Here is a 26,596-nt window from a genome sequence, read left to right as displayed (position 1 = left end):
GATTCTAACATCCTTCCCCTATTAAAGAGATATTGTGGCATATCTTTCTTATATAATCCGTTTCAAGTGATGTGTATATAGGCAGTGTTAGCACAGATGAAGCTATTTTTTTTGCGACTGGTAAATCATTATTTAAACCCAGATTTTGAATAGCTTGAATTTCAGTAGTTAGTGGATAAAAATATTTTCTTGTGAAAACGTTACACTTTCTCAATTCATCGTGTAAAAAATCTCGATCTTTACCATACTGTTCTTTATCAACAATAATAGGGAAATAAGAATAATTATGTTTCACTTGGCTGATATCATCTAAGTACCGAATACCTTTTATATTTTTTAGCAGTTCCCTGTATATCTGGGTCAATTGTTTTCTTTGCTCGATTTCCTGCTCAATATACCGAAGATTAACAAGCCCCATTGCTGCTTGAAATTCATTCATTTTCGCATTTATTCCCCGTGTTTCAAGACTTTCTGGACCACTTATTCCGAAGTTTTTAAAAAGATCAAAGCGCTTCTTATAATTATGATTAGAGGTGCTTAAAATGCCGCCTTCAATTGAATGGAAAACTTTTGTCGCATGCATGCTAAACATTGACACATCTCCAAAGTTGCCGATAGGTGTCCCTTTAGTTTCAACTCCAAAAGCATGTGCTGCATCATAAATTACTTTCAAGTTATATTTTGATGCGATACTTTCTATTTTATCAACGTCGCAAGGATTACCGAAAACATGTACAGGTACAATGGCAGAAGTGTTTTCAGTGATTAAGGTTTCGATTTTGTTGGCATCCATGTTGAATGTCACTTCTTCAATATCACAAAAAACAGGTGTTAATCCGCTATTTAAAATAGCATGGGTTGTTGACGCAAAAGTAAAAGGTGTAGTAATAACTTCTCCTTTAAGTCCCAAATTTTTCAAGGCCGTTTCTAAAGCCAAATGGCCATTTGTAAATAAAGATATATTGGGAACTCCAAGGTATTCCTTGAGTTTTTTTTCAAAATCGGAATGTATAATTCCATTGTTGGTTAACCAATGACTGCTCCATATTCTCTCGATTTCCCCAATGTATTCTTCTATAGGAGGCAAAAAAGATTTAGTAACCAAAATGGATTCCGGTAATACATGTAACTCACGACTGTTCATTATTCACCCTCCTTGCCTCTGCCGCTTTACACATATATATTTGGTTTTCTTCTACATTTTTTACTATAATGGCACCTAGTCCAACAATTGAACCTTCACCAATTTGCAGGTTTTCTTTAATCGACGATCCTGCACCTATTAGACTTAATGAATCAACCTTTACATTTCCCGAAACAACAGCTAGCGGATTAATTGTACAGTAATCTCCGATAAATGAATCATGCCCTACTGCACAATTCCGATTTAAAAGCACAAAGTTTCCAAGAGTTATATTAGTTGTTATACTTACTCCTGAACATATGACGTTTCCATATCCAAAATTGTTATTCACGTGAGTAGGTACATAAGAATTCGGGTGAATTAAATTAGGAAAAACAATATTGTTAATATTTTGAAGAAAAGAGGTATATATTTTATACTTAGCTGAAGGATCTCCAAGCCCTATGCAAACTCCTAAGAGAGGATACTGTTTTGAGAACTCAATAAAGTTGTAGTTAGACGCCACTACCTCGTAACCGTCTACCTTTTTCCCAATATCCTCCGTATTATTCGATACATACCCTAGAAAGTTAAAAACTTTAGTTTTGTTATGTTGATTTATTTCCTCAATTAAAAGTTTTATTTCCTTTGCACAACCACCGATTCCAAATATGATGATAGGCAGGCCTTCCCACATCTTCTCCATGCTTCACCTCTTACTTAACCTTATCTAAACATTTTATGATAAATCTTTCTTGCCATCTTAAAGAAAAACTGATTTTTCCTTAACCCACTTTTGGCACTTTTTATTACGGTGTTAACAACCGGATGTTCACCATAATCAAACAACGAGAAAGAGCCTGTTATTTCAAAAAATTCTTTGTCCGAAAAACTATAACTTTCCTTCAAGACCTTATTTAATGTTGGATTGGTCATCAAATCGTTAATTTTTTTTATACCAATTAATTTATAAATATGAGCTATTTCATTTGGTATATTAAAATACATAAACGCTCTTTCACATAGTAATTCTTCTTGTGACAACAACCCGCTTTTTCTAAAATGCTTTTGAAATCCCTTTATAAAGATTTCATCTGAAACATTATCAAAGAAATCATGCATTATAAAGTATAATTCATTTCTATTCCTTGTACGATTTATAGAAGTATCTGCACTGGTGTTTCTATCCTGAGACAAAATCCTAAAACGCACGAACGGCTCTTCTAATACTCTAATATTAGTGTATTTAAACAAGTTTACCCACTTGCTAAAATCCGGTAATTGTCTTAAACCTGGATTATATAAACCGTGTCTGGAATAAAGTTCTTTTCTAATAAGCATACTTGGGTGACAAATACAATTTAATTCGAAGAAAAACTTTTCTAACCATTCTCCACTCTCTCTATTCGGTTGAAGGAATACATCCGCCCATGGGTAATCTTTCTTACTAAGAATCTGGTTGTTCTCATCAACAAATGAAGCATTTGTAAAAACTATTCCTATTTGGGGATCTTCATCTAATATTTTGACCTGTGTACTGAGCTTTCCTTTTTCCCAGCTATCATCAGAATTTAGTAGTGCAATATAATTTCCCCTAGACAGCTTAATACCATAATTAAGAGTTTCAACGGCTCCTTTATTCTCAATAAACTTATGAAATTTTATTCTTGGATCATGAAAAGTCGAAATTACCTCCACCGATTGGTCAGAGGAAGCATCATCAACTATGATTAGTTCAAAGTCCGTAAAATCTTGAACCAAAACACTTTCGATAGCTTCTTTAATGTAGTCTCCATGATTGTAAGAAGGAATAATTACACTTACTTTAGGATTTTGAATATTATTCAAACTAATTTACTCCTTTTCGACTAGCCTCTTTTGAAATAATTAAAAACGATAGGTGGTAAAACCCATTTCATGATTTGAATTACTATAGGAGGTGTTATTGATTTAATTCTGTATTTCAGCAATTGCCTGCCGGTAAGTTTTGTTGGTTCCTCTATTATATAAAGCTGAGTAGTTAATTTGCTCTTGTGTTCCCCAAACTCGTCCGTGTATTTATTTTCCAGGTAATTATCATATATATCTATTAACCTAATGGTATCTTTCAATTTTTCTTCCTGTTTTTTATTACTCCAAGTTCCCGAACTATGTAGTCTGTAAACAGACATTACTTCTCCTAGATATCCTATTAATCCATACTGAGCCATTACAATGTTTAACATCCAGTCATAGACAGTAAAATCAAAAAGCGAATCGTCGATTTTTTTAATTACATCCGCTCTATACACACAAGTCGAGAAGTTGCCTATGAAATTTTCCCGAATTAAATCGGTTATAGTGATATATTGAAAGTCTGAAGCAAGAGGCCAAGGCTGTATATTATGTCGCCCCTTATTGGTATCATAGACAACATAACGATTAAAACTTAATACGCATTCTCTATTCTTATCCAAAAAATCAATATGCATAGATAATTTATTAGGGCTAGACCAATAGTCATCTCCCTCAAGAACAGCAATATACTCTCCTCTACATGCTTTAAATCCTCGCTGGTAATTTTTTGTTATCCCTAAGTTTTGCGGCGAATTCATAAAAACGAACCGATCAGGATATCTTGCTGCGTACTCTTTAATAATTTCTAAAGTAGAATCTGTTGAACGATCATCTGCAACTACAATTTCATAATCTTCAAAAGCTTGCATTAATATGCTATCCAATGCTTCACGTATATAAAGCTCATGGTTATAGGTAACAAGTAGTACGCTTACTTTAATATTTGTCGTATTCATTTAATAGCCTCATTTTGTGAATGTTTTTTTTAGTTTCCAAAACCAATTGTTCTCCATTGTGTCTATTTTTTTCTGTTTTTCTGAGAGCATAGCGTCTAGGTGGACTAATTCAGAGTTAATTTTTTCGATATTTTCTTCCAATAATTCGATATTTTCTTTCAATAAAATGATTTCATTCTCTCGTTCCATTATTAAGGTTAATTTTTCCGCTAACAAACCATCTTTATTTAGGAGATCAGCATTTAATCTATTGACTTCATTATTCTTTTGATCTGTTGCTTTTATCATTGCTTCAGCTTTTAACTCGCTTTCTAGCAACTTCTCCTTAATGGATTTATTTTCTGTTTTCTCTTCTGTGATTATGTTAGCAATTTCATTTGAAATACCGAAATCAAAACTTTTATATAATATATCCAATGTAATAGATAGAATGGTTTTTTCAGGCGATGCGATTACAATTTGCGGATCATTGTTTATGTATATAAACTCGTTGTTATATTTAAATTCGGCATTCGTTTCATAATTTTTTATCGTGTATTCGTTTCCTTGTTTATCTGTCATTCTTATATTAATTATCTGCAAACACGAACTTGTATTAATCGGATCTATTCTAATCGAATGAATTTCTTCACTCTTGTTCAGCTCAAAACTAAAGGACTGATACTGGTATTTATCTTTTAACACTAAAACTTTAGTTTCACTATTTTCTTCCTTAAAGCCCTCTCCAAAATCCAGAAACATTTGTGCGAAGTATAAATTGGAAATAGCTGCTTCTGACGGAATTTGAGATTGTAAGGAGAAATTCAAGTTTGTAAGACTTTGTAAGAAAAAATCAATTTGATTATTATGCTTTTCGGTTAAATCTTGCTTCCATTCGCTCAAACTATCAGTCAATATATTTGCGCCTTTTTTTTCTGATATTCCGACAAAAAACGTTCTAACGCTTTGGTCTGCAAAGTCTCTTAAGAAGAGAACATTATTGTAGTATTCATTTATACTATGCCAGTATGGAATCATTTTCTCATTCAATCCAGACATAAATTCCATCTGTATGAATTTTTCCCATATTTCTATATTACCATGATCAATCGGCACAATTTCTTTCTTGCTGCTGGCAATTAAATAATCAAAAACTTCCTTTTTATTAGGTAACCCCTGCTCTCTATGTTCTTCATTCCAGAGCAGATTTGAATCATAGAGTGCTTGGTAATAGTTCGATATCCTAATTTCCGCCTGCTCTATTCCGCTGTTTTCAAACGGGGCAGATATTATAAAGCCTAACTTAGAAACTCTATCAATTTCTTTTAAAAAAAGCTCTCTTCTATCTTTAGGGATGTGCTCTATAACATCTAAAGCGACCACAATATCAAAACTGGAGTCAGCGAATTTTAAATCAGTAGCGTCTCCTTCAACAAAAGAAGGATCTCTTTTTAATTCTTCCGATAATTTGATATCCAGATATAAAATATCGTCTTTTAAAAACAACTCTAAATTTTTATGTTCGTTAGCCCCTACTTCCAATATAGAAAATGTCCTTCCATTTCGAAAAGCGTCAATAATCAATTCGACCATCTTATAACGCTGAAATTGATGAAAAGGTATATGAGTATTCATGTTCATCCCTCTTCCGAAATTCTATAAATATCTACTGAGTTCTCGATATAAACTTTATTCCAAATTTTTGCTTCCTCATTCTCGGCTACTTGAAATATATACGCATTTTCTGTGTAGTCAGCAAAAACAGCAGTTCTATTATGAACAGTAGTTGTTGAAATAACTGTGGAGACGTTATATATCCCTTCTACAAGCGGGACTCTCGTTTTAAACTCAACAATTACTTTGTCACCTGCTAAACCATTTAATTCACCAATTTGTTCTATCAATGTGTTGCTTCCTATTATCTCTATGTTTTTATTATCTCGGATATGGTAACCCACCGATACCCTCGCGCTTTTCAAGAATTTAACATGCATTCTTATCTTTATTTCCTCATTAAATTTTGCGATTTGTACATCACTTTCATTACAAAGAACCTCCAGATTTACCAGCTGAACATCCCCAGTACCTTGTCTGTAGTAAGATACCTTTTGTACAAACTCAGGAGATTCCTTAAAACTTAAACTATTTGTCTGTTTCATGGCTGTGATATTAAAAACCTTGCCTACCTCAGCTGTTTGTGCAAGTTTATAATTCTCTTTTATCATTCGTTCTCTCGTTTTTTTAGCATATAAATCTACTACTTCATCAGAAGGTCCATACGCAATCATTTTGCCATCTTCAAGGTATAACGTTTTCTTACATAAGGCTTTAACTGAATTAATATCGTGTGATACGAATAAGACTGTCACGCCGCTCTGGAATAGTTCTTTCATCTTCGTGATGCATTTTGCTTGAAAGTATAAGTCTCCTACGCTCAATGCTTCGTCTACAATTAATATATCCGGTTCAACATTAATAGCAACTGCAAACGCTAATCTAGCAAACATTCCGCTGCTATATGATTTCACAGGTTGGTGGATAAAATCCCTTAACTCTGAAAATTCAATTATCTCCTCAATTTTCTCTTGGATTTCCTCTTTTGAAAATCCCATCATCATACCATTCAGAAAAATATTCTCAATTCCTGTGTATTCAGGATTAAATCCGGCTCCTAATTCTAACAAGGCTGAAACTTTTCCATTCACAGCTAATTGACCCGATGATGATTTCAACACGCCTGTTATGATTTTTAACAGTGTAGATTTGCCGGAGCCATTCTTCCCTACTATTCCTACTGTCTCCCCTCTTTCTATTAGGAAATTAATATCTCTCAAAGCATAATGGTCAGTGTGATATTTTTTAGAAGAAGGAAGCAAAGCTTCCTTTAATCTATCCGTTTTTTTATTATACAGCTTATAAATTTTAGATAGATTCTTAACCTCAATAGCTATTTCATTCATTTCGTATCCTCCATACTAAAGTACATCGGAAAAATGTGGTTTCATTTTTTTAAAAACTACTGTGCCTATTAACAACAGAATTATAGTTACTAGCCAAAAATACAAGGTTTGGTTATAGCGGTGAAAAAACCAAACATGATTAATGAAGGAATCTCGATAACCTTCAACAATATAATATAAAGGATTTAATTTAAAAATTAGCGCTAGTTTATCTGGAATAATTGACGTTGACCAAACAATAGGAGTAAGCCACATACCAAATTGAAGTACAATTGATACAACTTGTGTCATGTCTCTAAAGAAAGGTGTTATGGCAGATGTCAACCAAGAAATACCAATTAGTAATATAATTAAACAGAATGAATAATAAAAAGCCTGAAGGTTATATATACTAAACGGGTATCCATAAAATATATAAAAAAGGAAGATAAGAATAACAAAGAAGACATGGATAAAAAGTGAAGATAATATTTTTACTAACGGAAGTAAGCTGACCTTAAATACAACCTTTTTCACTAAAAAGTTGTATTCAAGGAGGCTGTTTGTAGAGCTATTTAACGTGTCTGAGAAAAAAAACCATGGTATCATCCCGGGTAAGAACCATAAAATAAAAGGTATATTTTCATCAGGAGCACTTACTTTTAGTCCTTGTTCAAATACAAACCAATATACCATTATAGTCATAAATGGACTTATAAAAGCCCATAAAAGTCCAAAGTAAGAGCCTACGTACCTAGCTTTAAAATCGTTTCTTGCAAGGGAAAACACTACTTTTCTTAGCTTATAAATATCTTTAATAAAATTCATTGGTTATCTCCTGTTTAATTAATCATATGTACTATACGTTATCTAACTGTACCCCATCCAATCACAAATTGGAATATTTTCTCCGCTATGATAAAATATTGTCGAGATTTATCGGAGAGGGAGACTGTGATGTACGCGTATAAAAAGCCAAAGCTAGACGAAAGAGAACAGGCTGAAAAGAGTTCTATCATCTTTTGGCTGCTGATCGGGTTCGTAACCCTGTTTTTGTTCTGGGCCCCGTTTCAGAAGGCCTTGTTTAACGGAAATTCGCTGAACTTTGAAAGACCCATTTATTCCGCCGTGATATGGGCCTCCATTTTTCTGTTCCTGACGGGAATCTACTTCTTCTATTTCTGGAAGCTGCGGGAGCGCAAAGATCTTTTGAGTTTGTTTATCTTCTTAATTCCGCTCAGTTACCTGATTTCCTTGCTGCCGGCCGCTTCCAAATATTCGGCGGTAAACCTTCTGCTTATTCAGATCGTGCTCGTTACGTTGTTCCTGATCGGAGCCTATCTGACCAAAACGGCATTGGGAAATAAAATTATTCATATCGGGCTTCTGACCAGCGGTTATGTAATTGTTGTCTTTGGTATCATGAACTGGCTTGGAAACGGCAAGCTCGCCGGAACGCTGGTAAGCTGGTTTACCGCCATCGATGCTACCGGCATTTACAAAGACGCGGTCATGACGGATTCCAACGGGCTGCGGTCTGACGTCCGTGTTCCAGTACGCCAATACGTATGCGGGCTTCTTGATCGCCCTATGGGGCACAGGTCTATTCCTGGTATCGAAGAACCGCGGCTGGTCCAAAATTTTGGTGCACGCCCTATTCATCGTACCGGTCCTGGTGTCCTTTATGCTGACCCTATCACGCGGTGCGATTGTCTTTCTGCCTATTATTTTCTTCCTTATTCTAATCTTTCAGAAGCCGTCTAGGCAAATCCTCCTACTGATTCACGCGGTATTGTCAACACTGGCTTCCTTTGCCGTTTTAAGCAAGATTACAACGATAGGCATTGATGTGAACAAGGAGTTCTCCGCCTCTCTTTCGGGCAAGGGCTGGATGCTGCTTATCGGCGCGAGTGTCATTTACGGCATTCTTGCCTTACTGGTGCAGCGTTTTCTCGCTCCGGCATTGGAGAGCAAGCTGGAGAAATTCTCCTCCAGAAAGTGGTCGTTTTTCGCTATTCCTGCGGGTTCCATTGTCCTGGGTCTCTTGGGGTTCTTTGTGGTAATGGCTACTCCGCTTAAAAACCTGCTTCCCGAAAATGTACGAATCCGGCTGGAAACGATCAATTTCGGCCAACACAGCGTACTGGAGAGAATAACCTTCTACAAAGACGCTTCCAAGCTGTTCGCGGACTATCCGTTGTTCGGCGCAGGCGGCGGCGCTTGGTCGAGTTTGTACGAGCAATATCAGAACAACCCGTATACGAGCCGCCAGGCACATAACTTCTTCATGCAGTATCTCGTTGAAGTCGGGGCTGTCGGCATCCTGATCCTGGCCGTACTGCTGATTGCCATTTTCGCGATTTACATTCGTAACTATATCCGCAGCACGGAACAAGAACGTGACAAACATTTCGTTTATTTTATCTTTGTCCTTGCTATCCTGGGACACAGCGTACTCGACTTTGATATGAGCTACGTGTACATTGGAGCCATTGTATTCCTTTGCCTGGGAGCTATGATTGCCGACGTTAAAACAAAGGAATTCGTCAAACAAGTTCCATCGGTAAAATACGTATTCCCATCTTTTATCCTTGTTTTGTCAATCGTTACTCTATTCATTTCCGCCCGTTATCTGAGTGCAAACGGTTCTTACAATAAAGCGCTGGAAGTGGCGAAAACTTCGCAAAATTATACGGAAATTGTAACGCCATTAGACAATGCATTGAGTTTACGGGCAGATCATCCTGAATATGTCTTGCTGAAAGTGGATCTTTTGGCACAAATCTATAAACAGACGCAAGATGAAAAATATATAAATGAAGAGATCGCGTTAATCAATACCGCACGAGCTAAAGAACCCTACAATAAATCTCTTCTGGACCGTGAACTAAACATCCTTCAGATTAAAGGGCAACAAGAGCAAGTTGAGAAGCTTATCCAAAATGGGCTTAGCTATTATCCATGGGACATCAGCTTCTACGAGAGAAGTATTCAATATCATGTTACGGCCGGTTTTGAAGGATATGCCGCCAAAGATAAGACAACGGCAGATAAGGAGTGGAATCAGGCTCTCCAAGTTTACCAACAAGTTCTCGATCGCGTGAAGGAACTCGCTAAACTTCCTGAAGGGCAGTCTGCAGGGCCGTGAATTTAACGTAACGGAACCCATCAGACTGTATCTGGGTCAAATGTACTTTGCTCAAGGCAAGTATGCCGATGCGGAAGCCTTATTGAAACCTTTCACATCCGGAGAACTTAAAGACGAAAATGCCCAGACGGGTGCCCGTTATTATCTGGCAGCTCTCAAGAAGCAAAACAAAACCGATCAACCGGCTATGGATAAGATAAAAGCCTTAACTCCGGCTGTCGAGCAAGAGATCGATCAAATTATCGCAAACACACCTCCGCTGTAAAATAAAAGATAAAAGCCTGCTCTCCCGTCGTCGTGGAGAACAGGCTTTTTATTTTAGAATCCATTAGGACAAATGGAAAGTCCAGGAATCAAATTGTCCTTATTTTCCACCATTCGATACAAAAAGTCCCAGCCAGTAAATAGTCTTCTGGTGCTTTTAGCACATTTTTTTGTTTCATATTTCCAATGTTCGGATAATTATTCTTGTTAAATACTTACATGGATGAACTATCATCGCGAAGGAGGTGAATCGACAAAAGATGAAACTTAAGATCAAGATTACAGACAAAAAACAAAAGAGAGAATGGAGCGTTGCCCCGATGAATCAATGGTTCACCAAAACAGCCCAAATGCTGTGCTTGACGCTGATGCTTTCAGCTCTAATGCCGATTCTTGCTTCTGCACAAACAAGTTATTCCGGTGTCTCCTTCAACAACGGGACGGTTAAGGGTTCCGTATACTTAGACCACAAAAACGGTGATGAAACAGAGCTGCGCCTCTATGGCCCGAACGGTCAATATGTAGGTGTAGTCAAAGCTACTTACGCGAATTATTTCGATGAAGCAAGACAGCAGTATAAATACGATTTCCAAACAGTTGTCGACTCCGCTTACCGTTATGTTAAATTGTATTCGGTAGTGGATTCCGTATACCAAACTGTTAACAATGAAGTCTATAACAACGACAACGACAATGACTCCGATAACGGTTCCACTACTCCCGGCGGAAGCACCGGCGGCGGTAACGGGAATGGTGGAGGAGTGACTACTCCTGGTGACGGAAGCACAGCCGTGAATTCCATTAAAGCCGGCGCTGACGGTTCTCTGGACGCGCAAGCGTTGAAGGATGCCCTTGCCAAAGGGGATACGCTGGAGATTGTCCTGAACGGTGATATGGTAAATATCCCGGCGTGGGTGCTGAAAGAGAACAGCGACAACAAGCAAATTACAGTCAGAAACGGCAGTGCCGTTTACTATGTTCCTCTTGCGGCAATAAATTACGACTCCCTTGCCTCCTCTCTAAGTGTCGGAACAAATGACCTTTACATCCGTGTTACCGTGAAGTTCGTTTCCGAAAGCATGCGCAGCACGATGCAAACAGAAGCGGCAGCTATGGGCGGCAAAATCATCGGTACTCCGGCTGATTTCCACCTGGAAGCAGCTACTTCCGCCGGCAAGACATCCATGATCAACACCGGTAATGTATACGTGCCTCGCAGCCTGAACTTCGATACCGTGCTGAATCAGGCAAAAACGACGGCTTTCTTGTATAACGAGACAACCAAAACCATGACGTTCGTTCCCGCTTTCTACACGTTTAGCGACGGCAAAACAGACGTAATGGTAAAACGTCAAGGCAACAGCATTTACGGTGTGCTTGAGCTTAACAAAACTTTCTCGGACATCAAAGGACACTGGGCAGAATCGAACATTACGATGCTGGCGAACAAGCTTGTTATCGACGGGGTAACTAACACCACCTTCCAGCCGGACCGCAGCGTAACTCGCGCTGAATTCGCAGCTATGCTCGTTCGTTCGCTGGGTATTCAGAACACGGGCGCATCCTCCACGTTCAAAGACGTAGTTTCCAACCAGTGGTATGCGGATGTGGTAGCGACGGCAACCAAGCTGAAGCTGGTAGACGGCTATGAAGACGGTACGTTCCGTCCGAACAATCAGATTACTCGTGAAGAGCTTTCTGCCATGGTCGTTCGTGCTCTTAGCTACGCCGGTGTAAACACCAGCACGGAAATCACTAAGGGACAAGCCATGCTGACTAAATTCAACGATTCCCATAAAATCGTGTGGGCCAAAGATGAGATTGCTGCGGCGCTGAGCCTCGGTATCATCGACGGCATGACTTCTACTACGATCGAGCCTCTCCAGCAGGCTACACGCGCACAAAGCGCAACGATGCTGAAGCGCTTCCTGACAGCGGCTAAATTTATTTAAACAACCAAAAAGACAGTTCCTGAAAAGGAACTGTCTTTTATTTTTTGTACGACTATTCTACTTTTAGCTTAATCTTCTTGCCGGTAAATCCGCCGCTTGCTTCTCGAACAAAACCTTTCGCGTCTGCAGGTACGTCAAATACTACAACCGGTAGCGGATAGACCCAGATTCAGCTTTTATCAGAAAGAAAGTTTAGGTCTATAGACATAAAAAAAGACCGCCTCGTTATCCGGCAGTCTAATTCGTATTATCTTCCCGCTGAGGTACTTTCCAATCGGTCTTGTCAATCTTCTTCTGTAAAAAGAAATTGCCTACGGCCAGCAGCAGATTGCTGATCAAGGGAATAATTCCTTTGATGATTTCCGTCATCCTTAAGCGCCTCCTTTGGTCCTTACCCTTATATTATACCAGAAAAAACCAGATGGGATTCAATAAAACCTAACACGCCGGCCGACCATCTTCTATACCATACGCGAGATCTCCCATTATCGTTTCACGTTTTGCAGCGGAGATCGTACTCCTCCTGGGTTATGACTCCGTCATAAGCAGGTTGAAATGGCATCCCCCGCTCAAGGGGGACGCGTACCTGGTAGAAAGGCTCTATACCACTTGCCTGTCACATGACTTCTTCCATTAACTTACCAAGCCCTTGGGCCACAGGGAAAGGGCATCCAGTCAAATGAAGCCATGCTTCGTCAAGTGTCCAACCGGTATCACCGCGGTCAAATGCTGCCAAAGTGTGATCTCCTCTTTGATTAAACTTCCAAAGCAAGCCCAAGCATGCTTACCCCGCTTTTGAAGACATGGGTGACTCGGCGAAAAGCGGAGAAATCTGCTTCGGGATCACCATCGAGGAGAATGACATCCGCCCATTTTCCGATCTCTAAGCTGCCGGTCTCCCCTTCGATGCCGAGCGCTTCGGCGGCCATGTAGGTAGCGGCATGTATGACTTCTTGCAGGGACATGCCTTCTTCTTTCATGAGCTCAAGCTCCGTCGCAAAATCTCCATGGAGGTTAAACGGGGTGCCCGCGTCCGTACCGGCGGCAATTTTCACGTTCTCTTTATGTGCCTTGCGAAAGCTCTCACGATGGGGAATCATGGCTTCCTCATTTTTTCTTACCGCAAACTCCGGTATGCCCGCAGCCGTTCCATTCTTTACAATCTGATAAGGGGCTGCGAGTGTCGGGACGAGATACGTGTTACGTTCTTTCATTAGCCGGATCGCTTCATCGTCCAGCTCGACTCCGTGCTCAATCGTTGTCACGCCTGCACGAATCGCGTTTTTGATCCCCTCGTTGCCTTGGGCATGGGCGGCTGTCCGTTTTCCGGCCTCTTTGGCAACTTGGCAAGCGACGGCCAGCTCTTCTTCGGTTAGTTGGGAAGCTCCCGCCTTTACCCCGGGTGTTAATCCGCCGCCTGTTGCCATGAGCTTAAGAAAGTCGGCCCCTTCCTTTATCTTACTTCTCGCTGCTTTTCGAACTTCCTCAATGCCATCTGCCTCAGTACCGAACATATGACAGTGGCCGCCTGTCATCGTAATCGGTTGACCGCAGGCAAAAATCCTCGGGCCTTTTACAATCCCTTCCGCAATTGCTTTACGCAGCTCCATATCCATATCGTACTTCGAACCGCAATTTCTGACGGTGACTACGCCCGATTGAATTTGTTTCACAGCACTAACAAGTGCCCGATAGGCGGCAGCACCAACAGAATCGCCTATTGCTTTGCCCATGGAGTCGGGACTGCCATCCATCGTCAAATGAACATGCAAATCAATGAGACCGGGCAGTGCGGTTAATCCTGTGCCATCAATGACCCGATCTGCTTGACTTGATAGATCATGGCTGCCTAATCCAAGAATTCCGGTTTCATCAAAAAGGAGATTGGCACCTTCTGTTTTGCTGCCTCGTCCGTTATATAAAGTGACATTCCGAATGTAGGTTTTCATGTTAAGCTCCCTTCTCTAATCCCGCGTTATTCGTATGAATGGCTTGTTTGCGCGTAAACATACTGACGAGGATTAGCGCTGCAGTATTTAGAAGTACGGCGATGAACCCGATATTTAATTCTTGAACGGCTTGCGGCAGACCTGGGAATAGCTGAGCTATCGTAAGGTCGTTCAGTGTAATAAGAATGACAGTGAGAACACCGACGAGCATTCCGGCCGCAGCGCCCTGCTTGGTGAAGAATTTCTTATTGACCAGAGAAGCGAGCAAGGGCGGAAACAACTGGGTCACAAAATTATAGCCCATCAGAAGCAGGGTCATGATCGTGCTGCTGTTGAAAATGGCGTAAAACATGCAAACGAGCGCGATAACCGGAACGATCAGCTTGGCAACCCTGCTAAGCCCCGCATCCGTGGTAGCAGGAAAGATGACTTGGTAGATGTTTTTCGCGACAGCTGTAGAAGCGGCCATGAGCAGCAAGGAACCGGGAACAATTCCTGTCAATAATCCTGCAGCTCCGATAAATCCGACGAACCAAGGATCGAAAGTTTGGATCGATATTTTTAACAGCGCCAAATCCCCATTGGCACCGGTTAATCCGGGGACCTGTAAGATAGCGGTGAATCCGACGATTAATACGAATGGCAGCATCAGCGTATAAAGGGGCATGATGATCGTATTTTTCTTAAATACGTTCGTGCTTTTCGCGGAAAAATAGGCGGCGAAAGTATGGGGCCACATGCTGAAGCCGATCACAGTGAGCAAGGTTGTCGAAATGAACCAGGAGAAGGATAACCCCGTTTCGGGAACGAGCAAAAAGTTCGGTTTTGCTTCATTGACGGCCTCGAACATCGGTTGAATACCGCCATAATAATGGTAAGGGAGATAAATACCTAAAAAGAGAACGATTATAAAGATTAATATATCTTTCATGACGGCCGTCCAAGCCGATCCGTGAATACCGGAAACGCTTACATAAACCGTGATGACGACGGTAGAAATAACAATGGCAAGAGAGGGTGAGATCGAACCGTATGAAGCTGCGGATACGATAATCCCCAACCCTTTAAATTGCAAGATCAGATACGGTATAAGTGCCAAGACACCTACAATCGCTACCAATACACCTAAACCTTTGCTTTTGTATTTGATCGCAAAGAAATCGGATTGTGAAACGAGTTTATGCTCTTTTGCATATCTCCAAATCGGCGGCAGCAGCCAATATCCGAGTAAATAGCTTAAGGAAGAGGTACATAGAATATAAAATGCGGGTCCCCCTTTGGAGTAGGACCATCCGCTTGTCCCAAGAAAAGTAGAAGTGGTGTAAATCTCCCCGGCGAGCAGCAGAAAAACGAATGCGGTGCCAAATCCTCGCCCGCCTACTGCCCACTGTTCCATATTCATATCTTTTCCTCTTCTAGCCATTAGCCCGAGAAGGAGAGACAGCAGAAGAAACCCCAGCATAATGATCAGAGCCGCATTCATACCCCATCGCCCTCCTTATCGAGCAATCCGTTTGATTTATCCAACTGATAAATAACCAGCATCGTAAGCGAAGAGAGAACGATCCACAGCAAAATCCAAAAGAGCAGGAAAGGCAATCCTAATACGTATGGAGTCACTTGATTAAAGACAACGGCACCTCCGAGCATTCCGATAAACGGAATGATAACCAGCCAATAATAATTTCTCATTCCAGTTAACCCCCTTCAAGCTTTTTCCATGATCTCAATCAGCATTCCGCAGAATGGGTATGAACGAGCTGTCCTCCTTTAAAAACTCGCTTGATTCTCGTTTTATCTTGAAGAATTTTGATATCCTGCAGCGGATTCCCTTCGATGACAATCATATCCGCGATTTTCCCCGCCTCGATGACACCCAGCTCCGTTAACTGAAGTGCTTCCGCGGCTGCTTGCGTGGCGCTTTTAATCGCATCCATTTCAGACAAGCCGTTTCTCACGAGACATTCCAGTTCATACGCATTCTCCCCGTGATAATTAAAAGGAGTTCCCGCATCCGTCCCGGCGACGATTTTGACGCCTGCCGCAATCGCCTTTTGCAAATTGGCTTCGTGGGCCGTTTGATAGTATTCCACTTTCTTAATATGATGTTCAGGGACGCCGCCCGCTCGGCCGTATTTAATCGTTTTGAAAGCAGACAGGGTCGGAACGAGATAAGCGCCTTTCTCCAAAAAGAGTTCAATTCCCCGATCGTCTAGGAATGTTCCATGCTCAATGGTTCGAACACCGGCTTTCAAAGCGTTATGAATTCCCTCTACGCCAATGGCATGGGCGGCTGTGACTTTTTCGAATTTCACCGCTTCTTCTACGGCAGCTTTCATTTCCTCTATCGTTAATTGGGCGATTGTTCCCGGACCGGGTGACATTCCCCCGCCTGTAGCCATCATTTTAATATTGTCGGCACCCAGCTTTAGCTGCTCTCGGGCAGCTCTTCTCGCCTGGTCAACACCGTCCAAGACGATGCCGATTCCATCTATATTGACGCCCTCAGGAAACATATCTCCGTGTCCGCCCGTTATGGTCAAAGCTTTTCCGCTGGCAAAGATGGTTGGTCCGACGATAATTCCTTGTTCGACTGCTTTTTTAATGGCGATATCAATATGCCCTTTTTCGCCCATGGTGCGAAGTGTCGTAAACCCTGCTTGGAGGGAGCGTTTGGCCCTTTCTACACCTTTAATGGCAGCGAACGCCGGTGTATCCATGACCATATCGGTGAAGGTGCTCGGCTCACCTGCCATACACAGATGAACGTGTGCATCAATCATTCCCGGCATCAAAGTCATGCCTTTTAGATCGAACAGCTCCGCATCGCCGGCTTGCCGCACGACGGTTTCATCGCAGCGGCCGACATACGTGATTCTCTCGTTTTCCACAATGACTAGAGCTTCTTTTTGGCCTGTGTGACTTTTTCCATCTATAAGCAAAGCGTTCTTGAAAATTTTCTTGTTAGCCATCCAGTAATTCTCCCCTATTCTTCATAATCTCCGTCAAAAGTAAGCGCATACATTTGGTGACTGATTCACTCTTCAGAACGTGGTCAACCAACCAGACCAATATTCGCTCCACCGGTTTGAGCCGCCTGTAGCTTAAGATTTCAGTTCACATAACATATCAATGGCAAGGGCCACTTCTTCTTTTTTATTGTAAAAATGGGGTGCCATCCGGATGACATCATTGCGCGCCGACACAATAACTCCTCTTTCTCTCATTTTCATTTCGATCAGGGATGCGTTCGGGCAATAAAACGCGGTGTTAGCCGCTTTTCGCTTGAGATCCAGCGGGCTGGCGATGGTTAACCCCTTTTCTTGTCCATAAGAAATGGCAAAATGCGATAATTCCATAAGATAGGCCTCGATTCGATTAACACCTATCTGATTGATCAGTTCCAACGCGGCATTAGCGGCGTAAGCGTTGATCATTGGGGGAGTCCCCGTATCAAAACGCCTCGTTCCTTCCGCATAATCCAGTGATTTAACATCAAACGAAAAAGGATCTATCCGGCCGAACCAGCCGGTAATGGATGGCTGCAGCTCTTCGGCAAGTTCTTTCTTCACATATAGGAAGGCGATTCCCGGTATCCCCAGCAAATACTTCTGGGCCCCTGCCGCGAGAAAGTCTACGTCCATCTCCTTCACGTCTATTGAAACGCAACCCGCCGACTGATAGGCATCTACAAATAACCGTGCTCCTTTATCGTGCACAATCGAGGAAATCTGTTTTAAATCTTGTTTAAGTCCATTATAATAAGCAGCATGCGACATGGAGACGATCAAAGTTCGTTCATCCACACATTGATCATAAAATTCAATCGGAATCTCGTTGTTTTCACTCGGAACGAAGGCGATTTCGGCCCCCCGGGATTGTTGAGCCAGCCAGACGTGCCCGATGGAAGGGAAATCCATTTCGGTGGTCACGACTTTATTCCTGGGTGCTGTAAATTGCAGCGCCGATGCGACTGCCGCCGCCGCTAATGAAACGGACGGAAGCACCGCAATTTCATCCGATGACGCATTAATTAGGGCGGCAAAAGCTTGTTTAGCCATCTCTACCCGACGCATCCAGCCCGTCCAGTCCATACCTTCCGCTAACCAGCCGTCGGTATACTCTTTCATGGCCGCTTCCACTTGCAGACTCATCGCACTTTGCGAACAACTGGAAAGCTGAATCTTATTTTTCAATATCGGAAAATATTGTCTTTCCTTATCAAAAGGATATTCCACAAAAATCGCCCGCTTTCAATTTATATTTGAGGAGAATGACTATGACCAAGATAGAAAGCGCTATCAATTCTTCGGTAACATCTTGGCTGGACAGCTTGGCTTTTCATTGGCATCCGCTCCCTCAACTTGGACAAAAACTGGTTTTACAAAAGCATGCTTTTATCTTTCTGGAAAATCAGCCTAACGATTTTGTCTATCTGGTTCTGAACGGACGTATCCGATTATATGTGACCTCCCTTAATGGTGTCGAAAAAACGATCGCAATCATTGGAAAAAACGGGATGATCGGTGAAAACGGCATTTTTGACAATGCCGCATCGTACAACCATAGCGCTATTGCCGCCAGTAAAGCCACTGTAATTAAAATTGACCGCAAAAAATTCGAAGAAACGTTGAAAGGCGATTTCGAGCTTACGCGGCAGGTTTTGGTTTTGGTAAACTTAAAAATGAGAATCATGTCGTCCCAATTGCTGCAACTAAGCTCTTATTCCGCTATCCAGCGAATTTGTCACACGCTCTTGCAGTTGGTGGATACGTATGGGATAAAAAACGGCGACAAAGAGTTCATTGGAATCCGCTTCACCCACCAGGAATTGGCCAATCTGGTGAGCACATCGAGGGTGACAGCGGCAAACACCCTTAAAAAACTGGAACTAACCGGCGTCATATCCAAACAAAACGGCAAGTATGTGATTGAAGACAAGGCGCGCCTGATTTCGTTGGGAACCCATCACAACTAATTGGATATGCATTCATTGTATTAAGTACGTCCTAAATATTCTGTAAAGTAGTTTACAATCTATAAAATTTCTCACATCTGATAAAGATTTTTTAAAACCCTATCGCATAAAAAGTGAAAAAGACGCAAAAAGGCCTCTCAGAGTTTATATCTGAGAGGCCTTATTAACAGATCCCTTCAAACGGTCTTCCCCTCACGGGAACCTTAATTCATAAGGATTTGGAGCATTATATTTGGGGTATATCGAGACATAATCGCAGACCGGCTAACTGACCAGGCATATTTTTTACAGGTACTTGCAGTCTCGGTCAATAGCATGGCCCATTGCGAAGGGTGTTGAAACGGGTAAAATCCGGCAGCGCCTCCACGAACTATTATTTCATCGCTCGCTCCTCCAATGCGGGTGAATGCCGCAATGGCGAGACCTGCTATGCCAAACATATTGGAAGCTGCATGATTGAGCCTGCTATCGCCAAATTGTGTCAGGCAGATGTCTTCGGATAAATCTCGTGATGGAACTTCTTCTCCACAAATGAATAAATTATTGTTGAACTCCTTGGAGACATACTCCCACTCGAAGTCCCATGGCATTCTATAGCCGGTTTTTTCCAAAAAAGACTTTGCTTCTTGTAAGTTAACATAGCCGGGGAATGGACCATCATCGCTATAAAAGTCAGGCCGTTCTTCATCATTTGACAGATTAATATTCTCCTCTAATACCCACTCGTAAACAGGGAAACGGCTCATAAGGAATGGGTTTATACGAGTATTTTCATTATCCTCAGATTGATGGATAAGTTGAGAAATCATGGACCAATCGTCAGGTGTGCATATATCTTTGATGCTCTCAATATGTTGAGAGGATGCACCATAAATAAAGGCTCCTCCTAATATTAAATTTAAATGTGTTTCGTAAAGCTCATCATAAAAACAGGGGATTTCTATTTCTTTACCATTTTGAGTATTTTTTATTATATAGGGTTTAGCGAGTTTGGATCTTCCCGGTAATTTATTGATTATCGAATTGCAAATATCTTCGCGGCGTTCACGTGAAGCATTTTGCCAATTTTCCAGGCTATTGATTTCCGTAATGTTGGTCATTGGGTGCACCAGCCCCTTCAGCTTATTTTCCTCCGCTCCGTATCGCCGTTCACTGGCGCTGGAGACCGAAATATATGGAACTGCCTACTACTAAGGACGAGTGGGATCTATTATTGAATACGGAGACTTTTCTATGTACATATCAAAAGCATCTATACCTTCTTGTAAAATTATATGGGCTTCTTTATGAGTAATCGGTACAACCCACAAGACACTAATTGTTTCTTCACCTATTTTTATTTCTTCCAAATCCTCACTCTCTCCTCTTAGTTCATCAATCAAAAGGGCTTTTGTAGTCCAGTTCTCTGGTGCGAGTGCGCTTTCCGTCATTACTCGTGGTGCTTCCGAAGATTTCATATGTTCAATATTATGGGCAATCAGGTCGCAGAAATAGGAGATTATACGATCCATACTTTCTTGTCCCAAATCGGGCTCCAAAGCTAGCATCCATTCAGTCTCAGTAGGTTTTCCGGTGTTTCGAATGGAATTAGATAGGCCGACTGTTGCGAATCTAGCAGGAGTTTTATCATTCATTGACGGGAAATAATAGATCTCAATATATACGCCAATCTCCGGTTTTGTCATGATGACTCTATATTCTGGCATAGACCATTCATTAATATATAAATTAAGAATGATTGTTCTTCTGATGTCGAAGTTCAGCATTTTTTCTTTGCTTGACTCTCTCTTGTTCTGCACATCCATCACCTCTTAAGGACAAGATCATCCACACCGGAAAACTGACGCTCCACAGATGCTAGCGCCTTCAATAATAAAAAGCTAAGATTTTATCACCAAATCATAATTCCGTTTCGGCGAAAATTTCGATGTCTTCGAGTTTTCTATATTTTTTATTATGGATGTTATCAGGAACTATTTTCCAGTAGTTTTATATCTTGAGACCACTATACACGACTTCCTTTTTCAAACACAAGGTGTTCAAATTAAAACTTTAAAAATCAAACTCTAAATAGCCCCCTTTGCAAGAAGAGTGATTTTATTGTGATTGATAAAAAAACAGGCCCCTTGTAGGAGCCTGTTTTTACTGGTATTACAGGGTTTTTAAGACCCTTCTTACATCATGCCGCCCATACCGCCCATGCCGCCCATGTCAGGCATAGCAGGTTTGTCTTTCTCAGGCTTGTCGGCGATAACCGCTTCGGTTGTCAGGAACATAGCCGCAACGGATGCCGCGTTTTGCAGAGCGGAACGCGTTACTTTCGCCGGGTCAACGATACCGGCTTCGATCATGTTCACCCACTCGCCAGTAGCGGCGTTGTAGCCGATACCGGTTGTTTCTTTCTTCAGACGCTCAACGATTACGGAGCCCTCTTGACCGGCGTTCGCGGCAATCGTGCGAACCGGCTCTTCCAGAGCGCGCAGAACGATGTTTACGCCTGTTTTCTCGTCGCCGTCGGAACCTACAGCGGCAACAGCGTTGTACACGCTCACGAGAGCTGTACCGCCGCCTGCCACGATACCTTCTTCAACCGCGGCACGAGTAGCGTTCAGTGCGTCTTCGATACGCAGTTTGCGCTCTTTCAGCTCGGTTTCGGTAGCGGCGCCGACTTTGATAACGGCTACGCCGCCTGCAAGTTTAGCCAGACGCTCTTGCAGTTTTTCTTTATCGAACTCGGAAGTGGTTTCTTCGAGCTGCGCTTTGATTTGGGAAACACGCGCATCGATGTCTTCTTTAGCGCCGGCGCCATCGACAACGATCGTGTTTTCTTTCGTTACACGGATTTGACGAGCCGTACCCAGCTGTTGTACCGTAGCGGATTTCAGCTCAAGGCCGAGTTCCTCGGTGATTACTTGGCCGCCTGTCAGGGCAGCGATGTCCTGCAGCATAGCTTTGCGGCGGTCGCCGAAGCCAGGAGCTTTGACAGCCACGCAAGTGAACGTACCGCGCAGACGGTTAACGACCAGCGTAGCCAGTGCTTCGCCTTCTACGTCTTCAGCGATGATCAGGAGCTGTTTGCCTTGTTGAACGACTTTTTCAAGAACCGGAAGGATTTCCTGGATGTTCGTGATCTTCTTGTCAGTGATCAGAACGTAAGGGTTCTCCAGAACGGCTTCCATTTTGTCCGTGTCGGTGATCATGTACGGGGAGATGTATCCGCGGTCGAACTGCATGCCTTCAACCACTTCAAGCTCAGTCGCGAATCCTTTGGATTCCTCAACGGTGATAACGCCGTCTTTGCCGACTTTCTCCATCGCTTCGGCGATCAGTTCGCCGACTTCGTCGTCAGCAGCGGAGATAGCCGCTACTTGAGCGATGCTTTGCTTGCCTTCGATAGGCTTCGCAATGCTTGCAAGCTCTTCGACAGCCGCACGAACGGCTTTGTCGATGCCTTTGCGGATAACCATCGGGTTAGCGCCCGCGGTTACGTTTTTCAGACCTTCGCGAATCATCGCTTGAGCCAGAACCGTAGCCGTAGTCGTACCGTCACCGGCAACGTCGTTTGTTTTGGTCGCGACTTCTTTTACAAGCTGTGCGCCCATGTTCTCGAAAGCGTCTTCGAGTTCGATTTCTTTCGCGATCGTCACGCCGTCATTGGTAATGAGCGGGCTTCCGAATTTTTTCTCAAGTACTACGTTGCGGCCTTTAGGACCGAGTGTTACTTTAACTGCGTTCGCCAGTGCGTCCACACCACGAAGCATTGCGCGGCGCGCGTCTTCACTAAACATAATGTCTTTTGCCATCGTTAAAACCCTCCCTGAAATGTTCATTCTGCTTGCATCTTCAAATCTGCGTGCTCACGGTTGCATCTATATCGTTCCGATAACCGGCCTTCGGCCGCAGCGTCAGGCGGTAAGTATTCAAATGAGTGGCTTAAGTATGTGAATCCGCTAAATTAGGCTAAGATAGCGAGGATATCGCTCTCACGCATAATCAACAGCTCGCGGCCCTCGTATTTCACTTCAGTCCCTGCGTATTTGGAGAAAATAACGCGGTCGCCTTCTTTAACTTCCAGCTCAACGCGCTCGCCGTCTTTCAGCGTGCCGCTTCCAACTGCTACAACTTTGCCTTCCTGCGGCTTTTCTTTAGCTGTGTCCGGAAGCACGATGCCACTAGCAGTCGTCTCCTCTTTCGCAATGGCTTCAATGATAACGCGATCACCCAACGGTTTGATCATGGATAAATAGCCTCCTTCAGTTTAGTTTGTAGTCAATGGATTTTTAGATTTTTAGCACTCAAACATCTTAAGTGCTAACAACACTTTTAATGATAATGATTTTGCCATCGTTTTGCAAGTGGGTTTTGTTAAATTTTATTGTTTTTGCCGCAAAAAGCAGAATGGAAGCCATTGCCAAGTAAACGCCTCACCCATTGTTCCCCGGCCGCCGGATTTTCATTCATCTTGTAAACGCGATTTGCCGGACCAGGGCGAAAAAACGGTTACAACTTCGTATCCTATGCGGTGCAGACTCTTTTAAGACGAAGCGTACGCATAATCCGGCAGCAGATAGACGGCCTTTCAAGAAAGCCGCCTCAACCGGCCATCACTTCCCGATCCAAAAAAAAGGGACTGTCTTCCGACAGCCCGTTACTTTTGTTCCCCGTATTCCGCTTCCCAGGCCGCATCCTGGACAAGCTGTTTGCGATAAATAAAGCCCGAAAGCAGCACGCTGAACTCATACAGCACGATCATCGGCAGCGCTACAAGAATAGCGGAGATCGCATCCGGCGGCGTGATGACGGTCGAGAGAATGACCAGAACCATGTAAGCGTACCGGCGCATTTTGGCCAGCCGTTTGGGGTTCAGAATGCGCAGTTTAGTCAGAAACATGACCACGATCGGCAGTTCGAAAAGAACCGAAAGCGGCAAAATAATGTTAAACATGAACGAAAAATATTGGGCCGCCCCGTAGAGCTCGGTAATTCCCATGGAGCGGCTGATCGCCGTCGTAAAGTAAAAAGCCATCGGAAACACGACAAAATAGCCGAAAGCCAGACCCGCCAGGAACAGGACAACCGCTCCCGGAATGTAGAGAATCGACGCTTTCTGCTCGCTCTCCCGGAGCCCCGGACTTACAAACGCCCAGATGTGGTATAGGATCACCGGCAGTGTAATAAGCAGAGCCACGACAAAACCGAAGTTCATGTATAAACGAAGGGCATCCCACGGAGAAAATACATGCCACGCGATCTTATCGGCGGGAGGCACGGATTTCAGAAAGAGGATGACGTTCTTGGCGAAAATAAGGCCGATGACGAGGCCGATGATCAGGACTCCCAGCACCCAGAAGATCCGCTTGCGCAGCTCCGCCAGATGCTCGACCAAAGGTTGTTCTTTATCCATGCAGCACCAACCTATCTACGTATAGCTTCACTGAACCGGAACCTTAGTCCGGAAGGCGGCGGGGATTGTCCGAAACCGCCCGTTCACTGCCCGACGGGGCGGGAGCGGCTTGCGTTAAAGAGGCCGGAGCCGGCACTTCTTCGGGCGCTGCGGCGACGGATTTGACCTCGGCCGCTTTCTTGTCCGCCTGGTCATGCTCGGACATCATATCGCGCGCGCCCTTCTTGAACTCGCTTAAGGTGCGGCCGAAAGCTCTTCCGAGCTCGGGAAGCTTGTTCGGTCCGAACAACAGCAGGCACACGACGGCAACCAGCAATATTTCGGTAAAACCTATATTTTGAAACATCCGGAATGTTTCCTCCTTCAAAATGTGTAATCAGCAGCCCAGCAGGCCGCCGTAGCCCATCTCCGTAATGTCTTCGCGGAAAATCTCTTCCCCGGCGCATATCCGGGGAAGAAGCACGTCGAAGGACGTGTACGGGTCGTGCATCACGCAGCCCGGCAACCCCATTACGGGGACGCTGCCGATATAAGCCATCATCAGCATCGAGCCGGGCAGCATCGGCGTCCCGTAGCTGACGATGCGAGCACCCGCCCGGGATATCGCCCCGGGCGTACGGTCGTCGGGATCGACCGACATGCCGCCGGTGACCAGGATGAGATCCGCGCCGAGTCCGAGGAAATGCCGGATCTCGCTCACGATCGCATCCATGTCGTCCGGCGTGAACCGCTGGTCGATCACCCGCGAGCCAAGCGCTTCGACTTTGGCTCGCACGGCAGGGCCGAATTTATCTTGGATTCGGCCCTTGAACACCTCGCTGCCGGTGGTGATCAGCCCCACCCGCAGGCTGCGGAACGGCTTCACGGCGACAAGCCCCGCCGCGGTCGCCGGAGCCTCTTCACGCCGGACCGCAGCGGCATCAGCCGCGCTCTTGTCCGGCGGAACCGGCGCCGGAGCGGGCGAGCCGGCCTCCGCCGGCAGCTGCGTCTCCGCCGCATCAACGGCCGATCCGCCGCTCTGCGGCTCCGGGCTCCCGGCGGCCGCATTCAAGGCGCCGCCGCTGCTTCGCAGCGCAGCCAGCCGCTCCACGCGGGCGACGGGCTCTTCCTCGATGACGAGCGGAATGACCCGGGTGCCTGCCAGGGCTTGCCCGGGTTGTACGACCGTATTCGTGCGGATGGTCGACATCACGATACGGCCCATGCCGTTGACCTGATCGACGAACGCTTTGTCGATCTTGGCCAGGCCGTGAATCGCCGATTTCAGGGTGACCTTGCCTTCATGCGGTTCCGTCTTGTCCGTATTCGCTCCCTGCACGGCATTCGCCAGACGGAGAGCCGCCTCATCCTCGTGAAGGTAGCCTTCGGCAAGCTCCAGCACGTAAATGTGCTCCTTGCCGATGCTCAGCAAATCGGGAATATCCTCTTCCGCAATCTGGTGGCCTTTGCGGAACAAGCGGCCCTTGAACTCTCCCGGGATAATCCGGGTCAAGTCGTGAGCGAGGACCAGACCGATCGCATCCTCTACTTTTACCTCACGAAGCATGGAGTCAGCTTTCATCCGCATGCTCCTGCTCCCGGCCCGTCAAGATGGACAAGGCATGAGGAAGCACGTCAATAATGGCCATGAGACTTTCATGGACACCCTTAGGGCTTCCCGGCAGGTTGATGATCAGCGTAGAGCCCCGGATTCCGGTCACAGCCCGGGAAAGCATGGCCCGGGGAGACTTCTCGATCGATTTCATCCGCATGGCTTCGGCAAAGCCGGGCGCCGAACGGTCGATGACGCTCAAGGTCGCTTCCGGGGTAACGTCCCGGGCGGCAAGGCCCGTTCCGCCTGTCGTCAAGATGAGATCCGCCTGAAAGTAGTCGGTCATTTCTATAAGAGCCGCCATAATTTCGTCCATTTCATCCGGTACGACGCGGTATTCAATGATATCTCCTTGAATCTCTTCCTCTACCAGCTCGCGGATGACTTGGGCGCTCGTATCTTCCCGTTCTCCTCTGGATCCGCGGTCACTGGCAGTTAGAATCGCAACTTTCCAGCGCATTCCTCTCACCTCTTCCT

26 protein-coding genes and 1 pseudogene are annotated in these 26,596 nt (G+C 44.1%); 5 read left to right on the top strand and 22 right to left on the bottom strand.

Annotated features, from left to right (window positions below):
• Positions 1-4 precede the first annotated feature (4 nt).
• From ABC395_RS02715 to ABC395_RS02685, 7 genes are read right to left on the bottom strand one after another with little or no spacing between them, the layout of a single operon-like run.
• Complete coding sequence (locus ABC395_RS02715; RefSeq protein WP_413000535.1) at positions 5-1,144, bottom strand: DegT/DnrJ/EryC1/StrS family aminotransferase; 1,140 nt, start codon at positions 1,142-1,144, stop codon at positions 5-7.
• Positions 1,131-1,829 (bottom strand): LbetaH domain-containing protein, encoded by a 699-nt coding sequence (locus ABC395_RS02710; protein WP_413000533.1) that lies wholly within the window; start codon positions 1,827-1,829, stop codon positions 1,131-1,133. Before ABC395_RS02710 ends, ABC395_RS02715 begins: the two co-directional genes overlap by 14 nt.
• Positions 1,830-1,849: 20 nt before the next feature.
• The gene (locus ABC395_RS02705; RefSeq protein WP_413000531.1) at positions 1,850-2,971 is read right to left on the bottom strand and encodes a glycosyltransferase; all 1,122 of its coding nucleotides are present in this window, start codon (positions 2,969-2,971) and stop codon (positions 1,850-1,852) included.
• Between the two features lie 20 nt (positions 2,972-2,991).
• A complete protein-coding gene (locus ABC395_RS02700) occupies positions 2,992-3,915 on the bottom strand; it encodes a glycosyltransferase (protein WP_413000530.1) in 924 nt (307 codons plus the stop codon).
• Positions 3,916-3,924: 9 nt separating this feature from the next.
• Positions 3,925-5,529: a class I SAM-dependent methyltransferase gene (locus tag ABC395_RS02695; protein ID WP_413000529.1), complete on the bottom strand. Its 1,605-nt coding sequence runs from the start codon at positions 5,527-5,529 to the stop codon at positions 3,925-3,927.
• 2 nt (positions 5,530-5,531) lie between these two features.
• The gene (locus tag ABC395_RS02690) at positions 5,532-6,854 is read right to left on the bottom strand and encodes an ABC transporter ATP-binding protein (protein ID WP_413000527.1); all 1,323 of its coding nucleotides are present in this window, start codon (positions 6,852-6,854) and stop codon (positions 5,532-5,534) included.
• Between the two features lie 15 nt (positions 6,855-6,869).
• Entirely contained in the window at positions 6,870-7,661 is a 792-nt protein-coding gene (locus tag ABC395_RS02685) for an ABC transporter permease (RefSeq protein ID WP_413000525.1), read from the bottom strand.
• 381 nt (positions 7,662-8,042) lie between these two features.
• On the opposite strand from ABC395_RS02685, the gene ABC395_RS02680 reads away from it, so the two are divergent.
• The 4 genes from ABC395_RS02680 to ABC395_RS02665 all read left to right on the top strand — a co-directional run bounded on the left by ABC395_RS02680 (position 8,043) and on the right by ABC395_RS02665 (position 12,197).
• The gene (locus tag ABC395_RS02680; protein ID WP_413000524.1) at positions 8,043-8,597 is read left to right on the top strand and encodes a hypothetical protein; all 555 of its coding nucleotides are present in this window, start codon (positions 8,043-8,045) and stop codon (positions 8,595-8,597) included.
• A complete protein-coding gene (locus tag ABC395_RS02675; protein ID WP_413000522.1) occupies positions 8,518-9,981 on the top strand; it encodes an O-antigen ligase family protein in 1,464 nt (487 codons plus the stop codon). Before ABC395_RS02680 ends, ABC395_RS02675 begins: the two co-directional genes overlap by 80 nt.
• A gap of 40 nt (positions 9,982-10,021) precedes the next feature.
• Positions 10,022-10,246: a hypothetical protein gene (locus ABC395_RS02670; protein ID WP_413000521.1), complete on the top strand. Its 225-nt coding sequence runs from the start codon at positions 10,022-10,024 to the stop codon at positions 10,244-10,246.
• A gap of 259 nt (positions 10,247-10,505) precedes the next feature.
• Entirely contained in the window at positions 10,506-12,197 is a 1,692-nt protein-coding gene (locus ABC395_RS02665; RefSeq protein WP_413000519.1) for an S-layer homology domain-containing protein, read from the top strand.
• A gap of 52 nt (positions 12,198-12,249) precedes the next feature.
• Here the strand turns inward: ABC395_RS02665 and ABC395_RS02660 are convergent.
• The 7 genes and pseudogenes from ABC395_RS02660 to ABC395_RS02630 all read right to left on the bottom strand — a co-directional run.
• Positions 12,250-12,373: pseudogene (locus ABC395_RS02660) on the bottom strand (DUF4352 domain-containing protein); the annotation flags it as partial.
• 61 nt (positions 12,374-12,434) lie between these two features.
• Positions 12,435-12,566: a hypothetical protein gene (locus ABC395_RS02655; protein WP_413000517.1), complete on the bottom strand. Its 132-nt coding sequence runs from the start codon at positions 12,564-12,566 to the stop codon at positions 12,435-12,437.
• A 386-nt stretch (positions 12,567-12,952) separates the two neighbouring features.
• Complete coding sequence (locus tag ABC395_RS02650) at positions 12,953-14,146, bottom strand: metal-dependent hydrolase family protein (protein ID WP_413000515.1); 1,194 nt, start codon at positions 14,144-14,146, stop codon at positions 12,953-12,955.
• Position 14,147: 1 nt separating this feature from the next.
• Positions 14,148-15,629: a sodium:solute symporter family protein gene (locus ABC395_RS02645; protein ID WP_413000513.1), complete on the bottom strand. Its 1,482-nt coding sequence runs from the start codon at positions 15,627-15,629 to the stop codon at positions 14,148-14,150.
• Positions 15,626-15,838, bottom strand: coding sequence for a DUF3311 domain-containing protein (locus ABC395_RS02640; protein WP_413000511.1), 213 nt, complete (start codon positions 15,836-15,838; stop codon positions 15,626-15,628). The genes ABC395_RS02645 and ABC395_RS02640 overlap by 4 nt, the downstream gene beginning before the upstream one ends.
• Positions 15,839-15,876: 38 nt before the next feature.
• A complete protein-coding gene (locus ABC395_RS02635) occupies positions 15,877-17,118 on the bottom strand; it encodes a metal-dependent hydrolase family protein (RefSeq protein ID WP_413000509.1) in 1,242 nt (413 codons plus the stop codon).
• A gap of 132 nt (positions 17,119-17,250) precedes the next feature.
• Positions 17,251-18,384, bottom strand: a complete 1,134-nt coding sequence (locus tag ABC395_RS02630) for an aminotransferase class V-fold PLP-dependent enzyme (protein WP_413000508.1) — start codon at positions 18,382-18,384, stop codon at positions 17,251-17,253.
• 41 nt (positions 18,385-18,425) lie between these two features.
• On the opposite strand from ABC395_RS02630, the gene ABC395_RS02625 reads away from it, so the two are divergent.
• On the top strand, positions 18,426-19,124 hold the full coding sequence (locus ABC395_RS02625; protein WP_413000506.1) for a Crp/Fnr family transcriptional regulator: 699 nt from the start codon (positions 18,426-18,428) through the stop codon (positions 19,122-19,124).
• 203 nt (positions 19,125-19,327) lie between these two features.
• Here the strand turns inward: ABC395_RS02625 and ABC395_RS02620 are convergent, their stop codons facing one another.
• The 8 genes from ABC395_RS02620 to mog form a co-directional block, all read right to left on the bottom strand.
• Positions 19,328-20,224, bottom strand: a complete 897-nt coding sequence (locus ABC395_RS02620) for a hypothetical protein (protein ID WP_413000504.1) — start codon at positions 20,222-20,224, stop codon at positions 19,328-19,330.
• Between the two features lie 90 nt (positions 20,225-20,314).
• Positions 20,315-20,923: a suppressor of fused domain protein gene (locus ABC395_RS02615; protein ID WP_413000502.1), complete on the bottom strand. Its 609-nt coding sequence runs from the start codon at positions 20,921-20,923 to the stop codon at positions 20,315-20,317.
• A 375-nt stretch (positions 20,924-21,298) separates the two neighbouring features.
• The gene (gene groL, locus ABC395_RS02610; RefSeq protein ID WP_103997446.1) at positions 21,299-22,927 is read right to left on the bottom strand and encodes a chaperonin GroEL; all 1,629 of its coding nucleotides are present in this window, start codon (positions 22,925-22,927) and stop codon (positions 21,299-21,301) included.
• A gap of 152 nt (positions 22,928-23,079) precedes the next feature.
• Entirely contained in the window at positions 23,080-23,361 is a 282-nt protein-coding gene (groES, locus tag ABC395_RS02605; RefSeq protein ID WP_009675186.1) for a co-chaperone GroES, read from the bottom strand.
• Positions 23,362-23,772: 411 nt separating this feature from the next.
• A complete protein-coding gene (gene tatC / locus ABC395_RS02600; RefSeq protein ID WP_413000500.1) occupies positions 23,773-24,528 on the bottom strand; it encodes a twin-arginine translocase subunit TatC in 756 nt (251 codons plus the stop codon).
• A 43-nt stretch (positions 24,529-24,571) separates the two neighbouring features.
• Positions 24,572-24,874, bottom strand: coding sequence for a twin-arginine translocase TatA/TatE family subunit (locus tag ABC395_RS02595; protein WP_413000498.1), 303 nt, complete (start codon positions 24,872-24,874; stop codon positions 24,572-24,574).
• A gap of 30 nt (positions 24,875-24,904) precedes the next feature.
• Positions 24,905-26,089: a molybdopterin-binding protein gene (locus tag ABC395_RS02590; protein WP_413006676.1), complete on the bottom strand. Its 1,185-nt coding sequence runs from the start codon at positions 26,087-26,089 to the stop codon at positions 24,905-24,907.
• Positions 26,079-26,579 (bottom strand): molybdopterin adenylyltransferase, encoded by a 501-nt coding sequence (mog, locus tag ABC395_RS02585; RefSeq protein ID WP_009675197.1) that lies wholly within the window; start codon positions 26,577-26,579, stop codon positions 26,079-26,081. The genes ABC395_RS02590 and mog overlap by 11 nt, the downstream gene beginning before the upstream one ends.
• Between the last annotated feature and the right edge of the window lie 17 nt (positions 26,580-26,596).

The organism is Paenibacillus canaveralius, from assembly GCF_047238265.1.
Lineage (GTDB): Bacteria > Bacillota > Bacilli > Paenibacillales > NBRC-103111 > Paenibacillus_F.
The sequence above is the reverse complement of the archived record's forward strand: the minus strand, read 5'-3'. Positions and strand labels throughout refer to the sequence as shown.